This window comes from Paenibacillus sp. FSL W7-1287 (assembly GCF_038004245.1).
GTDB classification, from domain to species: domain Bacteria; phylum Bacillota; class Bacilli; order Paenibacillales; family Paenibacillaceae; genus Pristimantibacillus; species Pristimantibacillus camelliae.
In genome coordinates this window covers 3457881-3472573 of the sequence record NZ_JBBORD010000001.1, presented here as the reverse complement: position 1 = coordinate 3472573, position 14693 = coordinate 3457881, and the positions used below count along the sequence as shown (strand labels likewise).

The 14693-nt window shown below is 44.5% G+C and carries 15 protein-coding genes; 9 read left to right on the top strand and 6 right to left on the bottom strand.

Annotated elements, in window-relative coordinates; all coding sequences use genetic code 11:
* The first annotated feature begins 92 nt into the window (after positions 1 to 92).
* The 6 genes from NSQ99_RS15725 to NSQ99_RS15700 all read left to right on the top strand — a co-directional run bounded on the left by NSQ99_RS15725 (position 93) and on the right by NSQ99_RS15700 (position 4567).
* A complete protein-coding gene (locus NSQ99_RS15725; protein WP_340837696.1) occupies positions 93 to 1049 on the top strand; it encodes a multicopper oxidase domain-containing protein in 957 nt (318 codons plus the stop codon).
* A gap of 33 nt (positions 1050 to 1082) precedes the next feature.
* Positions 1083 to 1496 carry a YlbF family regulator gene (locus NSQ99_RS15720; protein ID WP_340837694.1) on the top strand — a complete coding sequence of 138 codons (414 nt, stop codon included), beginning with the start codon at positions 1083 to 1085 and terminating at the stop codon, positions 1494 to 1496.
* Between the two features lie 43 nt (positions 1497 to 1539).
* Positions 1540 to 2232, top strand: a complete 693-nt coding sequence (locus NSQ99_RS15715) for a Crp/Fnr family transcriptional regulator (protein WP_340837692.1) — start codon at positions 1540 to 1542, stop codon at positions 2230 to 2232.
* A 107-nt stretch (positions 2233 to 2339) separates the two neighbouring features.
* Entirely contained in the window at positions 2340 to 2915 is a 576-nt protein-coding gene (locus NSQ99_RS15710) for a DUF2249 domain-containing protein (protein ID WP_340837690.1), read from the top strand.
* Positions 2916 to 2929: 14 nt separating this feature from the next.
* On the top strand, positions 2930 to 4162 hold the full coding sequence (locus NSQ99_RS15705) for a cbb3-type cytochrome c oxidase subunit I (protein ID WP_340837689.1): 1233 nt from the start codon (positions 2930 to 2932) through the stop codon (positions 4160 to 4162).
* A 114-nt stretch (positions 4163 to 4276) separates the two neighbouring features.
* Entirely contained in the window at positions 4277 to 4567 is a 291-nt protein-coding gene (locus NSQ99_RS15700; protein ID WP_251666233.1) for a metal-sulfur cluster assembly factor, read from the top strand.
* 116 nt (positions 4568 to 4683) lie between these two features.
* On the opposite strand, the gene NSQ99_RS15695 is transcribed toward NSQ99_RS15700, so the two are convergent.
* A complete protein-coding gene (locus tag NSQ99_RS15695) occupies positions 4684 to 5550 on the bottom strand; it encodes an AraC family transcriptional regulator (RefSeq protein ID WP_340837686.1) in 867 nt (288 codons plus the stop codon).
* 150 nt (positions 5551 to 5700) lie between these two features.
* Here NSQ99_RS15695 and NSQ99_RS15690 point away from each other — a divergent pair, with 150 nt between their 5' ends.
* On the top strand, positions 5701 to 7206 hold the full coding sequence (locus NSQ99_RS15690) for a tagaturonate reductase (RefSeq protein ID WP_340837685.1): 1506 nt from the start codon (positions 5701 to 5703) through the stop codon (positions 7204 to 7206).
* Positions 7203 to 8717 (top strand): UxaA family hydrolase, encoded by a 1515-nt coding sequence (locus NSQ99_RS15685; protein ID WP_340837683.1) that lies wholly within the window; start codon positions 7203 to 7205, stop codon positions 8715 to 8717. The genes NSQ99_RS15690 and NSQ99_RS15685 overlap by 4 nt, the downstream gene beginning before the upstream one ends.
* Before the next feature lie 161 nt (positions 8718 to 8878).
* Here the strand turns inward: NSQ99_RS15685 and NSQ99_RS15680 are convergent, their stop codons facing one another.
* From NSQ99_RS15680 to NSQ99_RS15655, 5 genes are all read right to left on the bottom strand, one after another.
* Entirely contained in the window at positions 8879 to 9688 is an 810-nt protein-coding gene (locus tag NSQ99_RS15680) for a pyruvate, water dikinase regulatory protein (protein WP_251666229.1), read from the bottom strand.
* Complete coding sequence (locus NSQ99_RS15675; protein WP_340837681.1) at positions 9685 to 10368, bottom strand: helix-turn-helix transcriptional regulator; 684 nt, start codon at positions 10366 to 10368, stop codon at positions 9685 to 9687. The genes NSQ99_RS15680 and NSQ99_RS15675 overlap by 4 nt, the downstream gene beginning before the upstream one ends.
* Before the next feature lie 52 nt (positions 10369 to 10420).
* Complete coding sequence (gene ndk / locus NSQ99_RS15670; protein WP_340837679.1) at positions 10421 to 10846, bottom strand: nucleoside-diphosphate kinase; 426 nt, start codon at positions 10844 to 10846, stop codon at positions 10421 to 10423.
* A gap of 88 nt (positions 10847 to 10934) precedes the next feature.
* The gene (glpX, locus tag NSQ99_RS15665; RefSeq protein WP_340838812.1) at positions 10935 to 11924 is read right to left on the bottom strand and encodes a class II fructose-bisphosphatase; all 990 of its coding nucleotides are present in this window, start codon (positions 11922 to 11924) and stop codon (positions 10935 to 10937) included.
* A gap of 509 nt (positions 11925 to 12433) precedes the next feature.
* Positions 12434 to 13264 (bottom strand): helix-turn-helix transcriptional regulator, encoded by an 831-nt coding sequence (locus NSQ99_RS15655; RefSeq protein WP_340837677.1) that lies wholly within the window; start codon positions 13262 to 13264, stop codon positions 12434 to 12436.
* A gap of 288 nt (positions 13265 to 13552) precedes the next feature.
* Between NSQ99_RS15655 and NSQ99_RS15650 the strand changes: the two genes are divergently transcribed.
* Positions 13553 to 14665, top strand: coding sequence for a rhamnogalacturonan acetylesterase (locus NSQ99_RS15650; RefSeq protein WP_340837675.1), 1113 nt, complete (start codon positions 13553 to 13555; stop codon positions 14663 to 14665).
* Positions 14666 to 14693 lie beyond the last annotated feature (28 nt).

The window sequence follows — 14693 nt, the reverse complement described above, 5'->3', positions numbered from 1 at the left end:
TCATCACACTTTATAGTTTAGCTCTGTCGTATCGTATACGTATAAAGAAAATCAAACCTTGGATTATAACGAACGAGATGGAGGGAGCAAAGATGAAAAAACGTTATATGATGCAGCTATGGTTGCTGTTGTTGATCGTTGTCGTTCTTGCTGGATGTGCAATTACTTCAAAGAAGGAACCCAATGAAGTCTCGAGCTCAGCTACAGCTTCGCAAACGTTGATTGATCAACCTCCTGTCGATCCAGTCATTACTCGTGATGGAGATGATGTGTATATTGAGATGACCTCGCAAGTAACAAATATTGAAATATCCGAGGGAGAGATCTTTAATGCTTGGACTTTCAATGGAACCGTACCTGGCCCTGTGTTAAAAGTAAAGCAAGGAGATACGATTCATTTCACGTTAAAGAACTTAGATCCGAATGTTCCGCATTCCATGGACTTTCACGCTGTGCATGCTGCACCAAGTGAAAAATTTCTCGATGTTTTGCCAGACGAGGAAGGGAGCTTTATGTATCCTGCTAACAGTCCTGGAGTGTTTATGTATCACTGCGGTACCGCACCAATGATTCTTCATGTAGCTAATGGGATGTATGGCGTTATCATTGTTGAGCCAGAGCTAGGCTATCCTACAGATGATGAGATTGATCGAGAATATACGATCGTACAAAGTGAGTGGTATCCCTATGACGATTATGAAGCACTGGAAAATGGAGAGCCGCATTATGTTGTATTTAATGGAAGTGCTCAAGCGTTAACGAAAAATCCTTTAGAGGCTAAAGCTGGGGAGAAGATTAGATTATATGTAGCTAACGCTGGCCCTAATGAGGTTTCCTCGTTCCATGTCGTAGGGACAATAATGGATACCGTTTATTTGGACGGTAATCCGAGCAATGTATTGAAGGGGATGCAGACGGTTATGCTCCCAGCAGGCGGTGGAGCGATTGTTGAGTTTACGGTGACGGAAGCTGGAGAATATTCATTTCTAACACATCAGCTCAATCATGCAGCAAAAGGAGCAATAGGAAAGATTAGAGTAACAGAGTAGTGGCTAACAAAGAAAAACTAAGGAGGAAAAAGGATGATTATTACACTAGCTAATCAAACCTTAATTGATAAAGTGGCAGAACTATGCAAGGAGCTGCTCCAGCAGGAGTCGTATAAAAGTTTACGAGCAATGATTGATAAATTCGTCCATGACGAGGAAGCTGTACAGCAATATAAGCGTTTCTTACAGCATCAGCAGGAGCTGGAACAGAAGGAAGAAAGGGAGCAGTTAACAGCTGAGGAGCTTCGTAGTTATGAGCAGGAGGAGATGGCTTTATATGAAAATCTAGTTATTCGCCAATATTTATACGCCGAGCAGGAGTTTGGTAAGCTGCACCGTCTAATGAGCCAATTTTACAACAAAACGATCGAGCTTGACAGATTGCCAGAGCTAAGTGAATTGAAGAAGGAAGGCTGCGGCTGCGGCGGTGCTTGTGGTGGACATTAACTTTATCGTTAGCCTAATGAACGATGAACGAAAGAGGTAGCCTATGACGAAAAGTACGAACCGAATGCTAAAGGATTTTATGCTGTTCCAGGATCTGAACGATGAGGAGCTGAGGCAGGTAGAAGAAATTTGCAGTCAGCGCATCGCAGCAAAAAAGTCCATCATATTTACAGAGGGCAGTCATAAGGATGCAGTTTATTTCATCCAAGAGGGTCTTGTCAAAACCTATAAAACTGATGAGAGCGGACATGAGCAAATCGTATCCTTTCTGAAGGCTGGTGACATGTTTCCACACACTGGCTTGTTTAATGCTAATCCTTACCCTGCTACTGCAGAAGCCATTGTGGAAACCTCGTTGTTAGCAATATCCGTTGCAACGTTTGAAGGCCTCATGATGCAAATGCCTAGCATTGCAATAAAGATGATGCGTGTGATGGGAGATAAAATTAAAGAGCTTCAAGATAAGCTGCAAATGCTGTCTGAGCTCGATGTAAAGCATCGCATTCTTTCCTTTTTACTACTGCTAGCTGAGCAGCATGGGCTTAGTAAAGCTGAGGTTATTACGATAAATTTGCCGGTAACAAACCAAGAGTTTGCCAATTGTGTTGGCACAACGAGAGAATCAGTTAATCGCCTGCTTAGCCAATTAAATAAGGAAGGCCTGATTCAAGTAGAACGAAATCGTATGATTGTGAAGGATCTAGAGGCGTTAAAGCAGCTTCGGGAAACTAAATAAATTTGAGCTTATCAAGTAAATTGAACAAGGTCCAACAGTATTCCAAGTGAAAATCAGCAAGAAGTAAATAAGCTCGTCGCTTAGTAATGTAAAGGAGGCGCACAATTATGGAGAGAAAAGAAGCTAACGTCGTTGAGCTTGATGTTCGACCTCACTTGCGAAAAAAGCTAGAGCCATTTCAGCTTATTATGGATACGGTAAAGACGCTCGATAAAAAGGAGATTTTCCTGCTGCATGCTACATTCAAGCCGACACCGCTGCTCGGTCTGCTAAAGATGAAGGGGCTAATCGGCAAAGCTGAACAAATAAGCAAGGAGCACTGGATCACGACATTTGTCCATAAGAGCAATAAGCATTGGCTCGAAGATGATAGTAATGAAGATATATTAATTGAGAATGATATTCGGTTGCAAGAGGGTGCAGAAACTGATCAGATTAACTTTGATGATGAGCCTGTAAAGGATAGTAAGATCATTCGGCTAGACAACCGTGGACTTGAGCCACCAAAGCCTATGATGCGTACGCTAGCTGCGATCGATCGCTGTCATGCTGGTGATGAGGTGCATATTCATAATGATCGAGTCCCCGTATTTCTTATAGAGGAGCTTAATAGCTTGGGATGTCCTTATGAGGTAGAAGAGCAAGCGGATGGTTCAGCAAAGATCAAAATTCGAAAGGTATAAGGAGGGAGTTATCAATGTCACGTCTCCCATTCTTGTTTATTATAACTGGAATTCTAGGCTTTGTTGCATTCCATACCGCTTCCTTGCTGTCGCTTACACAATGGCTCGCTGAGGAGCTGCGCGGACCTAGCGGATGGTTTCATATTCATTTGTTTGTGTTAGGCTGGGCGACGATGCTTGCGATGGGCGCTATATATCAGCTTATCCATGTTATTCTGCAGCGCAACATTTACAGTGAAAAGCTAGGCTATATTCACTACGTGCTTTTTACAGTCGGTTTAGTTGGCGTGTTATATGGCTTCCATCAAGGGGCGATCTACTGGATAGCAATAAGCGCAACGATCCTGATGATCAGTATTCTAGTTTTCGCCTACAATATGGCCATTACACTGTATCGTGCGAAGCTGTGGAATACGGTGACGATTAGCGCTGCATGTGCGGTAATCTATCTTGTTCTTACTGCAGTTTCAGGATTATTGATGGGATTGAATCTAGCACTAGGTTATTGGATTGAGCTGCATGGTCGGTTGTACGGGGCCCATATATGGCTCGGCACCATCGGATGGTTTGGCTTATTAATAACAGGCTTTAGCTACAAGATGCTCCCAATGTTTTACCTGTCGCACAATTATCCAGAGAAACTGCAGAAGGTAACAATGATCCTATGGAATGCGGCTGTTATTGCAGGTGCGCTGTGCTTCCTGCTTGGCGGAGCACCAAGGATGCTGCAGCTTGCGATAGCAATCCTCACTGCCGCCATCATTGTATATAATGTACATTTGCTGCAAATTCGTAAGCATCGTCACAAACGAAACCCAGGTGCGGGCATTCAGTGGTCGATGTACTTTAACCAAGCCTTTGCAATAATCGCGGCTCTCGCTTTAATGTATAGCTTTTGGCAGCCAGAGAAGCTGCTGACTCAAGAGGTTGTACGCTTGGCAGGCTGGCTATACCTTGGTGGCTGGGTTTCACTCATGATATTAAGCTATGCTTCAAAAATTATTCCATTCTTATGGTGGACACACAAGTATGGTAAGCAGGCAGGAAAACGAGGCACACCAGTAATGAGTGACCTGTTGAATGATCGCAAAGTGCAATTGTGTTTAACGGCAATAGCAGTAAGTAGTGCACTGATGATTGCGGGGCTGCTTTCAGACACCAAGCTGCTTATTTCAATCGTGGGAATCATATTTACTCTATGCTCCTTCTTCTACATTGCATTGATCAGCTCAGTGTTCAGAAGGTAGCGGCATCGGAATAGATCGGCAGAATTCAATATTCGAAGTCGAATAAACATACAGTGCAATATCGTGATCAAAGTTAAATATTTTGAATTACCTATATAAAAGGAGATGAGATTAATGGTTAATGATGAACACTACCTCACCCTCCTCAAGGAGGTATATGATCCTGAGCTCGGCATTAACGTTGTTGACCTGGGACTAATTTATGAAGTTCGTGAAGAAACAGATAAGCTTTACGTTCGCATGACGTTAACGACGCCAGGCTGCCCGATGCATGACACAATCGTAGGCGCAGTCGAGTGGGTGTTAAAGGATGAAAAACCGAAGATTGAAGTCGATGTCGTATGGGAGCCTGCATGGAACCCGAGTAAAATGTCAGATTGGGCAAAGGATATGCTAGGCTGTTAATAGATTCTAGCATAAGGATGTACGAATCCTATGCGGCTTATATGAAAATGAACAAGAAGCTTGCTTCGAACATATGGTGCATGCAGCAACCATATCAGAGCAGGCTTCTTTTGTGATCATTCGTGTCGCTTATACTGAGCAGGTGTCATACCTGTTAAAGCCTTGAATTTGCGATGAAAATGTGTGATGCTGCCAAACCCACATTGCTCAGCAATTTCCGAAATGCTCATATGGCTTTGCTGAATAAGCTCCTTGGCACGCATCACTCGTTTCGCGGTCACGTAATCTGTAACATTCATGCCTGTTAGTCGCTTAAACACTCTTGAGAAATGCGAGGGTGTGACCGCAGCATGTCGAGCTAAAGCAGATAAGCTTAAATCCGCTTCAGGATGCGCATCAGCATAGGAGAGTACATCCGTCATCCACTCAGGCATCATCGAGCTATTATGTCTTGCCTGCTGCGAGTCCATCGTTTGCAGATCATATCTGCCTAGCAGCAGTAGAATTTGCTGAATATGCAGTCTAATAGCTTGCCTATAGCCGACTTTAGCTTCACTATGCTCCTCGTGAATTTGGTCAAGAATAGCTATAATTCTCTCCTGTGCATCTGCAGGAAGCGATAAGCGGTAGCTTTGATTACGTTTGGCCGCCTCGAAAGGCTGTAAGTAAGTAAAGGCGTCACCAAGTGAAGCAGCATGTATGAGGGTAGCACTGAAAAATAGCGCAGTAGAACGTTTGGGATCGTCCTCAACAGGGAAGGAGCGATGCAGCGTGTTGCCTGGTATTAAAAAGATATCGCCAGGCTCAGCATCATAAAAGATATGGTCTATAAAAAACGTCCCCCGTCCGGAATAGACATAAACGAATTCATACCAGTCATGAACATGATCGGGCAGCTCATTTTGCGCGCTTTTAACATCATGGTACACATATTCGAATGGAAACTCGCCATCAAACTGGAATCGCTTACGATAAGGATTCATAGAAAACCACCCCGACGTTATGTTTGTTATGAGCTAAGTCTATCAGAGATCAAGATCGAGTACAATTATGATGAAATTAGCTATTTCTTGAATCATATTTGTTATCTATAATGAAGGAAACAAATACCTCCCGTGAAGGAGATGAATCTAATGGTGTTACAGCAGCTAACTCAAAAAATGCTTAATAAGGAGCAAGCCTCTGCTTATGAGAAGCTTAGTGAGGCTCCAGTTACCGTATTGCAAATCGGTGAGGGCAATTTCTTACGCGGCTTTTTTAATTGGATGATTCATGAAAGTCGTAAGCAAGGGCTATATGATGGAAGCATTGCAGTCGTGCAGCCGCGTCCAAGCGGTAAGCCGAAGATTGAGGCGCTAGCAAGCCAAGAAGGATTATATACATTAGTGACACGCGGACTTGAGAATGGCGCTGCAGTGGAGCGTGCTGAAGTGCTGAATGTTTTCTCACAGGTATTCGATCCTTACTCGGATTGGAAGCGGTTTCTATCGCTAGCAGAGCTTCCTGAGTTAAGAATCGTCGTCTCGAACACGACAGAAGCAGGGCTTGTTTATCAGCCTGAAGCTTGGACAGAGCATGAGCCGATCGCATCCTATCCGGGTAAGCTTACACGATTTTTATATCATAGATACGAGGCGTTTCAAGGAGCTGCTGATCGCGGATTAATCTGCTTGCCATGCGAGCTATTAGAGCGTAATGGTGATACGCTTCGCGAATGCATTCTAAAATATTGTGATGATTGGCAGCTGCCAGATGCATTTAGGCAATGGGTATTGGAGCATAATTACTTCCTAAATTCATTAGTCGACCGCATCGTAACTGGCTATCCGAAGCAGGAGCAGGCAGAGGCGTGGTTCGAAGAGTGGGGCTACCGAGATCCGATGCTGACTACAGCTGAGCCCTACCATTTATGGGCGATTGAAGGAGATCAAAGCTTAGCGGAGGAGCTGCCATTGCATAAGGCGGGTCTTAACGTGCTGTGGGTAGATAATCTAAAGCCGTATCAGCAGCGAAAGGTTAGCATACTGAATGGAGCACATACCTTTATGGCGCTATACGGTCTATTGCAGGGGCTAGAAGAGGTTCGAGTGACGATGGAGCAGGAGCACACATCGGAGCTTATTAAGCGAATGGTTGAGCAGGAGATTATTCCGACTTTGCCTTATGAGGACGAAGCTTTGAAGCAATATGCTAGAGAAGTGTACGAGCGGTTTTTGAATCCGTTTATTCAGCATCGATTATCAGATATTGCAATGAACAGCGTAAGCAAATTCAAAACGAGACTTTTCCCAGCCATACATTATTATCTTGAAAAGGATGCTAAGCTTCCAGATGGGCTAGCTACTGCTTTTGCTGCCTTGCTGCGGTACTATCAAGTGAGGAAAGGCGATGCTGGCTATGAAGGCAGAACCTTTGCAGGAGCTTCGTATGCGCCACGCGATGATCAGTCCTTACTAGAGATCATAGAACAAGCTTGGAGTAATCACTTGGCGACTAGAACTGGGGCATCACTGCAGGCGGCTGTTGTACAGCTGTTGGAGCTTGAAGCATTATGGGGCTTGAATGTGAATGGGCATTATCCGCAAATTGCAGACCAGCTAACGGCAATTCTCATGCGATGGGAGGAATACAAGGGATGAATGAATGGGTAAAGCTTCATGAGAAGGATAGTGTCGTCATTGCCCTTCGCGCCTTTGCGAAGGGTGAGCAGCTTACGCTTGAAGGCGGCCAATCGCTTGAATTGCTTGATGATGTTCCCTTCGGTCATAAAATTGCGCTGCAATCGATTGCTGCAGGTGAGCATGTGCTTAAATTCGGTTATTCGATTGGGGTCGCAAGTACAGCGATTGAGCCCGGGGCATGGGTGCATACACATAATATGGGCACCGGCTTGAAGGGCATCCTAAGCTATGAATATGAGCCGAATCTCGCTGCATTAGAGCAGGCGGCAGCGATTCAGACGAAATCACAAGATGCAGCTCGAACGTTTATGGGCTATGTTCGCGAGGATGGCGAGGTTGGCATTCGCAATGAGATATGGATTATTAACACGGTAGGCTGCATCAATAAAACATGCGAAATCGTCGCGCGTCAAGCTTCTTCTCTGTACGCAGGTCGAGTAGATGGTATCTATCATTTTGCGCATCCGTATGGCTGTTCGCAGCTGGGAGATGACTTGACGTATACACAGAAGCTGCTTGCTTCATTAGTGGCTCATCCTAATGCTGCGGGTATTCTTGTCATTGGACTAGGCTGCGAAAACAATCAAATCGAGCTGTTCCAGCAAGTAATCGGTGATTATGACCCAAGACGGATTAAATTCGTAAAGGCGCAGCAGGCTGAGGATGAGATTGAAGAATCCTTAGCACGAATTGATGAGCTCGTTGAATATGCTGAGGGCTTTCAGAGACAGCCCGTTCCAGTATCACGCTTAAAGCTTGGTCTGAAATGCGGCGGCTCAGACGGCTTGTCCGGCATCACGGCTAATCCACTGGCTGGCGCAATGGCTGATCGATTAATTGGGGCAGGCGGATCGGCTATATTAACCGAGGTGCCCGAAATGTTCGGAGCCGAACAAATATTGATGGAGCGGGCAGCAAGCGAAGAGGTTTTCCACGGTGTTGTTCAGCTTATTAATGGCTTCAAGGAGTACTTTATTCGCCACGGTCAGGAAATCTATGAAAATCCTTCTCCGGGCAATAAAGCAGGTGGCATTACAACATTAGAGGAGAAATCTTTAGGCTGCACGCAAAAAGGCGGGCATGCAATTGTTACGGATGTGATCGATTATGGGGAGCGGGTACAGCAGCAGGGCTTAACCTTGCTTGAGGCACCAGGCAATGATCTTGTATCGGTTACGGCATTAAGTGCAGCAGGTGCACATATCGTCTTATTTACAACAGGAAGAGGAACACCATTTGGCGGGCCGGTTCCAACCGTTAAGATCTCGACAAACAGTGAATTAGCAGAGCGTAAAAAGAACTGGATTGATTTTAATGCAGGGCGGTTGCTGGATGGACGTACGATGGAGCAGTTAAGCGATGATCTATGGGAGCGGCTTATCGCGATCGCATCTGGAGACGTGTTAACGCATAATGAGCGAAACGGCTTTAAGGAAATTGCTATCTTCAAGGATGGCGTAACATTATAGGCTGTAATGAAATAAGTACGATTAGAAACAAGCTTGCGGCATGCTTCTACAGCGTAGCCGCAAGCTTGTTGCGCTGTGCTAAGAATAAACAAGGCACCTTTACCTATCTCAGGAAGAGAGGCAGGTAAAGGCGCCTTTGCATTAGGATTAGATTAATTAGATTATTGCTGTAAAAATTCAATAATGATTTCACTCGTTTCTTCAATGGCTCGATCTGTTACATCGATCATCGTACAACCAATTCGCTCCATAAACTGCTGTGCATGCTGAAGCTCTAGTTCGACTCTTGCATGCTCCGCATACTTCGCCCCCGAGGTTAGCCCGAGATCCTTTAGTCTAGCTTCACGAATGCGGACGAGCTGCTCTGCCTTCATTGTCAGTCCAATAATGCGCTTCGGTTCAATATGCTGCAATATATCCGGTGGCTGTACCTCAGGCACGATTGGGATATTCGCTGTTTTATAGCCTTTGTGAGCGAGATAAATGCTAAGTGGTGTTTTAGACGTTCTGGAGACCCCAATCAGCACAATATCAGCATGCATAAGCTCTGTTAAGCTTTTCCCGTCATCATTACGAACAGCATATTCTATCGCATCAATTCTTCGATAATAATCCTGGTCCATCATATGAGGCAGTTCAGGGCTTCTTCGCGGAGGATCATGGAAGGTATGGACGAAACCTTTCATAGCCGGGCCCATAATATCCACTGCTTGAACATTGTATAGTGCTGCTTCTAGTCGCATCATTTCTCTTAGCTCAGGCTGAACTAGAGTGTAGATTATGAGCGCTTGAGTAGAAGCTGCTTCTTGCACAATTGCTCGAACTTCTTCTTCATATTGAAGCTGCGAGAAGCGCTTCAGTTTAATCTCTTCCATCTGAAATTGTCTAAGCGTTGCTTTTGCGACCGCTTGAGCGGTTTCACCTACGGAGTCCGAGCAGATGTAGATCCAGTGCTGATTATCTATCTTCATACACTATTGCCATCCTTTGCGAAAGGTTCAGTAGCTAAGCTAAGCAGTATTTCTGTCATCGTTGTTTTTGTTACCCGGCCAATCGGTTCAAGGTATTCTACGCCTTCCTCATCAACCGTTACACGAACAACCGGAAGCATTCCGATTTCATTAGACATCAGCTTTTTTGCAGCTGTTAATACGGAATCGTCAGGCTCTACGGTAACGATTTTCGGTTGTCTTGTCATGACAAGACTGACGGGCATCGTTGGCGCGGATTGATTGCCGAGTGTGACTTTTAACAGGTCTTTGCGTGAAACCATTCCTGCAAGTGCTCCACGCTGATCCGTTACGATCAAGCTGCCTACATTCTCCAAAAACAGAGAGATGACAGCATCCTGTACGGTTGCATTCATCGAGATCACAAACGGAACTCCCTGCACATCTCGAACCTTCATATCTTCTAAGCGTGATGACCAATTCGATTCGTTTTTTGCTTTGCCAGGGAAGTAGCCAACCTTCGGTTTAGCATCTAGATAGCCTAGCATGACGAGAACAGCAAGATCAGAACGCAAAGTGGCGCGATTCACATTGAGGTATTCCGCAATTTGATCGCTTGTCACTGGAGATTGATTCTGAACAAACTCAATAATGTCAATTTGTCTTTGTGTAAGCTGGATATGAATAACCTCCCTTGCCAATCACATACCATATTGCTTCTCATTATATCACGTAATCGTCTAGTTTAAGATATTAAGATACGGACTTGGCCGGATGAAGATTCGGAAAGAACAGCTGAATCTCACGTTCAGCGCTTTCGAGGCTATCTGAGCCATGTATGATGTTGCTGTCCAGCTCTAGCGCGAAATCTCCGCGAATCGTACCTGTAGGCGACTCTAATGGATTGGTAGCACCGATCAAGCTACGTGCAGCTTTAATGGCATGAGGACCTTCCCACACCATAGCCATAACCTCACCTGAAGTAATAAACGCTATTAGATCGTTAAAGAAAGGCTTAGTTGCTAAGTCACGATAATGCTCCTTAGCTTGTTCTACGGTGAGCTGACGCAGCTCTGCCCGCACAAGACGCAGTCTTTTATTTTCGAATCGTTGAATAATCGTACCGACTAGTCCATGCTGCACACCATCAGGTTTAATCATGACAAATGTTTGCTCCATCTTTCTCGAATCCCCCTGTATCACCTTTAATGAGGCTCTAATTAATTATTGAACAGCCTAAGTTTAGTTCGTAGGATTGAATAAAGCTTTAGCTTGTAAATTGCTCCTGCATTTGTTTTTGCAAATAGGGCTTCATCGCCAAATCATGGATTGAATGAATAAATCGAATAGTTTTAGTCTGTGCACGCATAACCATAGAATAGGTCTCTGCGCGTTGATTAGGTAAATACCGTACACCGTTAAGAAAGTCACTTGGGGTAACACCAGTCGCAGCAAATATTACATCCCCATTGCCGATCATATCCTCCATCGTTAGCAGCTTCCTTGGATCCGTTAGTCCCATACTCAAGCAGCGCTGCTCTTGAAGTGAATCCTCTGGCATAAGTCTGCCTTGTAACTCGCCACCTAAGCAGCGGAGTGCAGCAGCAGCTAAAACGCCTTCGGGAGCACCGCCTGAACCGATGTACATATCAACACCTGCTTCCGGAAATGCAGGGGCAATGGCTCCAGCTACGTCTCCTGCCGTCAAAAATTTAATTCTTACACCTAGCTCACGTACTTGTTCAATAATACGTTGATGTCTTGTTCTGTCGAGAATCGTAACCGTTAATTCATGAAGCGGCTTGGAGAGAAGCTGTGACGCTTTCCGCAAAGTAACGTCAATGGGGTCTATTAGAGAAAGCTTTCCTGCAAGCGCCGGACCAACTGCTAGCTTTTCCATATACATATCGGGTGCATGTAATAGATTGCCTTTATTAGCAACCGCGATGACAGACATGGCGTTATTAAACCCTTTGGCTACTAATTCCGTACCTTCAAGTGGATCAACCGCAACATCGAGCTCGGGTCCTTGTCCAGTTCCAACTTGTTCTCCAATGTACAGCATCGGAGATTCATCCATTTCTCCCTCACCTATAACAACAGTACCCTTCATTGAAACGGAATCAAACATTTCGCGCATCGCTTCTGTGGCAGCCTCATCAGCATTGTTTTTATCGCCTAGCCCCGTCCAAGGTGCTGAGGCTAATGCTGCTAGCTCTGTCACTCTAACAATCTCAAGTGATAATTCCCGTTCTATTTTCATTGCTTCTCCGCCTTTAGTGTGGTTTATTTTTATATAGTGTACACTATATGTGCAGTAACTGGCAAATGTTTCTTTTTATTTAGCTTAAAATGTGTATATTACTCATTTTAGTTTGTGCGACTAAAATTATGTTGCATTATATAATAAATAGTGTATATTAAATGTAAAGGACTCATATGATGTGTTGTGACTGATTTATGCTAAAACCATTCAATGAAATGAGGGGTTTTTATGGAACAACGAAAGGTTAGCTTATACGGCACAATTTTATGCAAACATTGTAACGATTGTATTGGAGAAGTGGATACGTCGAGAGTTAGTGTATTTTACATGAGCTGTAAGAAGGAAGAATGCTTGCAGAAGGACGCCGAGCAATATAAAGCAGCAAAATAACTTCAAAAAGCATCCTGAGCGCTTTTATAGAGCGTTGCTAGGATGCTTTTTTTGTTGGCTACTTTGAACAGCTTTAGGCTTGTACCACCTTAGCGTATCGTGTATTGGAGTTAAATATAGCGGTGGCTTCTTACGCTTGCCTGCTGACGCTTACGATATTGCAGCGGTGAGCAGCCGTTCGCTGATTTAAACAGCTTATGAAAATTAGCAACAGAGTCAATGCCGACTTGTTCTGCGACTTCAATGATTTTAAGCTCGGTCTCTCTTAGCAAGCGCTGTGCCTCGCGTATGCGTACAAGCTGGACATATTCAGAGAAGCCGAAGCCTGTGCACGCTTTAAATTTGCGACTTAAATAATATGGACTTATAAAAAAACGATTGGCAACATCATGGAGTCGAAGCTCATCGTTATAATGCTTACCGACAAAGGCGGCCACCTCAGAGATTGTTCTATGTACACTTGATGTATCTGCTTTAATCTCAGGCTGCTCTTTTTGTGCACGAAACAATAGCAGCAGCAGCTGCTTGAGTAAAGACTCTAACATCACATCTCTGCCTTCAGCATCATTTTGAGCTTCTGCTATAATTTCCCGTACAAGCGTTTCGCCCTTATATTGCTCCTGCGGTGGCAATAGAATGACGCCACTATGTCCACGTATAGGGAAATCTGAGATGACCTCAGAGCTGAAATTGATGACGAGTCGCTCATGGTTAGGAACCTCAGCATCAATCGTTTTGTGCAGCTCCTCTTTTTCCACAAAAACAAAGCAGCCACGTTCAATGCGATAAGAACGATCTCGTATAAAAAAGGTGCGTTCACCATGGAATAAATAGTACAGCTCGTACACATCGTGGGCATGGTGAACGGGCATCGCATAGAAGCCCTTACGTTTATAATGATCAACGGCAATCGTCCCCGTGCTATTGTGAAAGATCCCCACCTGCTCACCTCCAAAACTATTCTTACATGTCATTCACCATCATATTTGCTATTAAGATTGCTATGAAATTTGTTATGAAAGTTGCTATGAAGATAGTCATTGAGCTTTTCATGGAGTAAGTCTAGAGAGTTTGCTGGTGCAAAATATGCAACTTTTTTGTGAACTGAGCAATTATTATAGTCGATTATAGCTGATAGTTTCGCTACAGTAAATGAAAATAGGCAACGAGCAAACATAACAGCAGCTTTATTACATAAGTGTATCGTAGACTAAGAAAGGAGCTTAAGTATGTCGTGGAAATTTGATTTTGGGCCTGAAGCAGATACAGCTGAAAATTATAAAAAGGTGACGCATACGACGCTGTATGACGCTAGCCTAGGCTATGGCTTTACTTCGCCTCATAAAGTCTCAGCTAAGAGACGGACGGAGCAGCCTTTGAATGGAGATTTTTGCATTCCCTTCGATGCAACGTTTATAGCGGATGTACCGAATGGCAACTACATCGTTACAGTATTAATTGGCGATGCCATTGCACCAACGCAAACATCCATAAAGACAAATGGTGAGCATGTTGTATTGCAAAACTATGAGACCGTAGCGGGTCAATTTGCACATGAGCAATTTGGGGTAAATGTGAGGGATGGCAGGCTGAAGCTTAGCTTTGGAGGACTAGCTCCGCGCATTAATGCGCTTGAGCTGACTGCATCAGAACAGCAGATTACGATTTATTTGGCAGGTGATTCTACAGTCACAGATCCTGCACCAAGTCGTTTTCCATTCTCAGGCTGGGGTCAAATGCTGAACTACTATTTCAAGCATGATGTCGTAGTAGCTAACCATGCGGTCGGTGGACGCAGCTCCAAAAGCTTTATTGCAGAGGGCAGGCTGGATGGAATAATGGAGACGATGAGGAAAGGCGACTTTTTGTTCATCCAATTCGGACATAACGATCAAAAGTCTGATGAGGAGCGACACACCGATCCCGCAACGACCTACCCACAGTATTTGAAGCAATATATCGAGGCTGCTCGCTCGGTTCAAGCAACGCCTGTGCTGCTTACGTCCGTACATCGCAGATACTTTGATCAGAACGGAAGGCTGATCGATACACATAAAGATTATTTAGAAGCAGTAAGACAACTGGCAGCAGACGAACATATTCCATTGATCGACTTAGCCGAGAAGAGCAAGCAGCTGTTCGAGCAGCTGGGCGAGGAAGCTAGTAAATCATTGCTGCTATGGGGCGAACCGGGGGAGTGGATAAACTACTCCAGCGGGATTAAAGATAATACGCATTTCCAAGAGCAGGGAGGTTTAGCGATTGCTGCACTGGTCGCTCAGGGCATTCGCGAGCTTCAATTAATGCCGCTCACAATGTTTATGAAGCCGGACGCGGTATAGATTACAGCTTAAGTAATGAATACATTCT

What these genes read in the sequence shown, in the direction of transcription:
- NSQ99_RS15725 (WP_340837696.1), top strand. Translation starts at nt 93, where the DNA reads ATGAAAAAACGTTATATGATGCAGCTATGGTTGCTGTTGTTGATCGTT.
- NSQ99_RS15720 (WP_340837694.1), top strand. Translation starts at nt 1,083, where the DNA reads ATGATTATTACACTAGCTAATCAAACCTTAATTGATAAAGTGGCAGAA.
- NSQ99_RS15715 (WP_340837692.1), top strand. Translation starts at nt 1,540, where the DNA reads ATGACGAAAAGTACGAACCGAATGCTAAAGGATTTTATGCTGTTCCAG.
- NSQ99_RS15710 (WP_340837690.1), top strand. Translation starts at nt 2,340, where the DNA reads ATGGAGAGAAAAGAAGCTAACGTCGTTGAGCTTGATGTTCGACCTCAC.
- NSQ99_RS15705 (WP_340837689.1), top strand. Translation starts at nt 2,930, where the DNA reads ATGTCACGTCTCCCATTCTTGTTTATTATAACTGGAATTCTAGGCTTT.
- NSQ99_RS15700 (WP_251666233.1), top strand. Translation starts at nt 4,277, where the DNA reads ATGGTTAATGATGAACACTACCTCACCCTCCTCAAGGAGGTATATGAT.
- NSQ99_RS15695 (WP_340837686.1), bottom strand. Translation starts at nt 5,550, where the DNA reads ATGAATCCTTATCGTAAGCGATTCCAGTTTGATGGCGAGTTTCCATTC.
- NSQ99_RS15690 (WP_340837685.1), top strand. Translation starts at nt 5,701, where the DNA reads ATGGTGTTACAGCAGCTAACTCAAAAAATGCTTAATAAGGAGCAAGCC.
- NSQ99_RS15685 (WP_340837683.1), top strand. Translation starts at nt 7,203, where the DNA reads ATGAATGAATGGGTAAAGCTTCATGAGAAGGATAGTGTCGTCATTGCC.
- NSQ99_RS15680 (WP_251666229.1), bottom strand. Translation starts at nt 9,688, where the DNA reads ATGAAGATAGATAATCAGCACTGGATCTACATCTGCTCGGACTCCGTA.
- ndk (WP_340837679.1), bottom strand. Translation starts at nt 10,846, where the DNA reads ATGGAGCAAACATTTGTCATGATTAAACCTGATGGTGTGCAGCATGGA.
- NSQ99_RS15650 (WP_340837675.1), top strand. Translation starts at nt 13,553, where the DNA reads ATGTCGTGGAAATTTGATTTTGGGCCTGAAGCAGATACAGCTGAAAAT.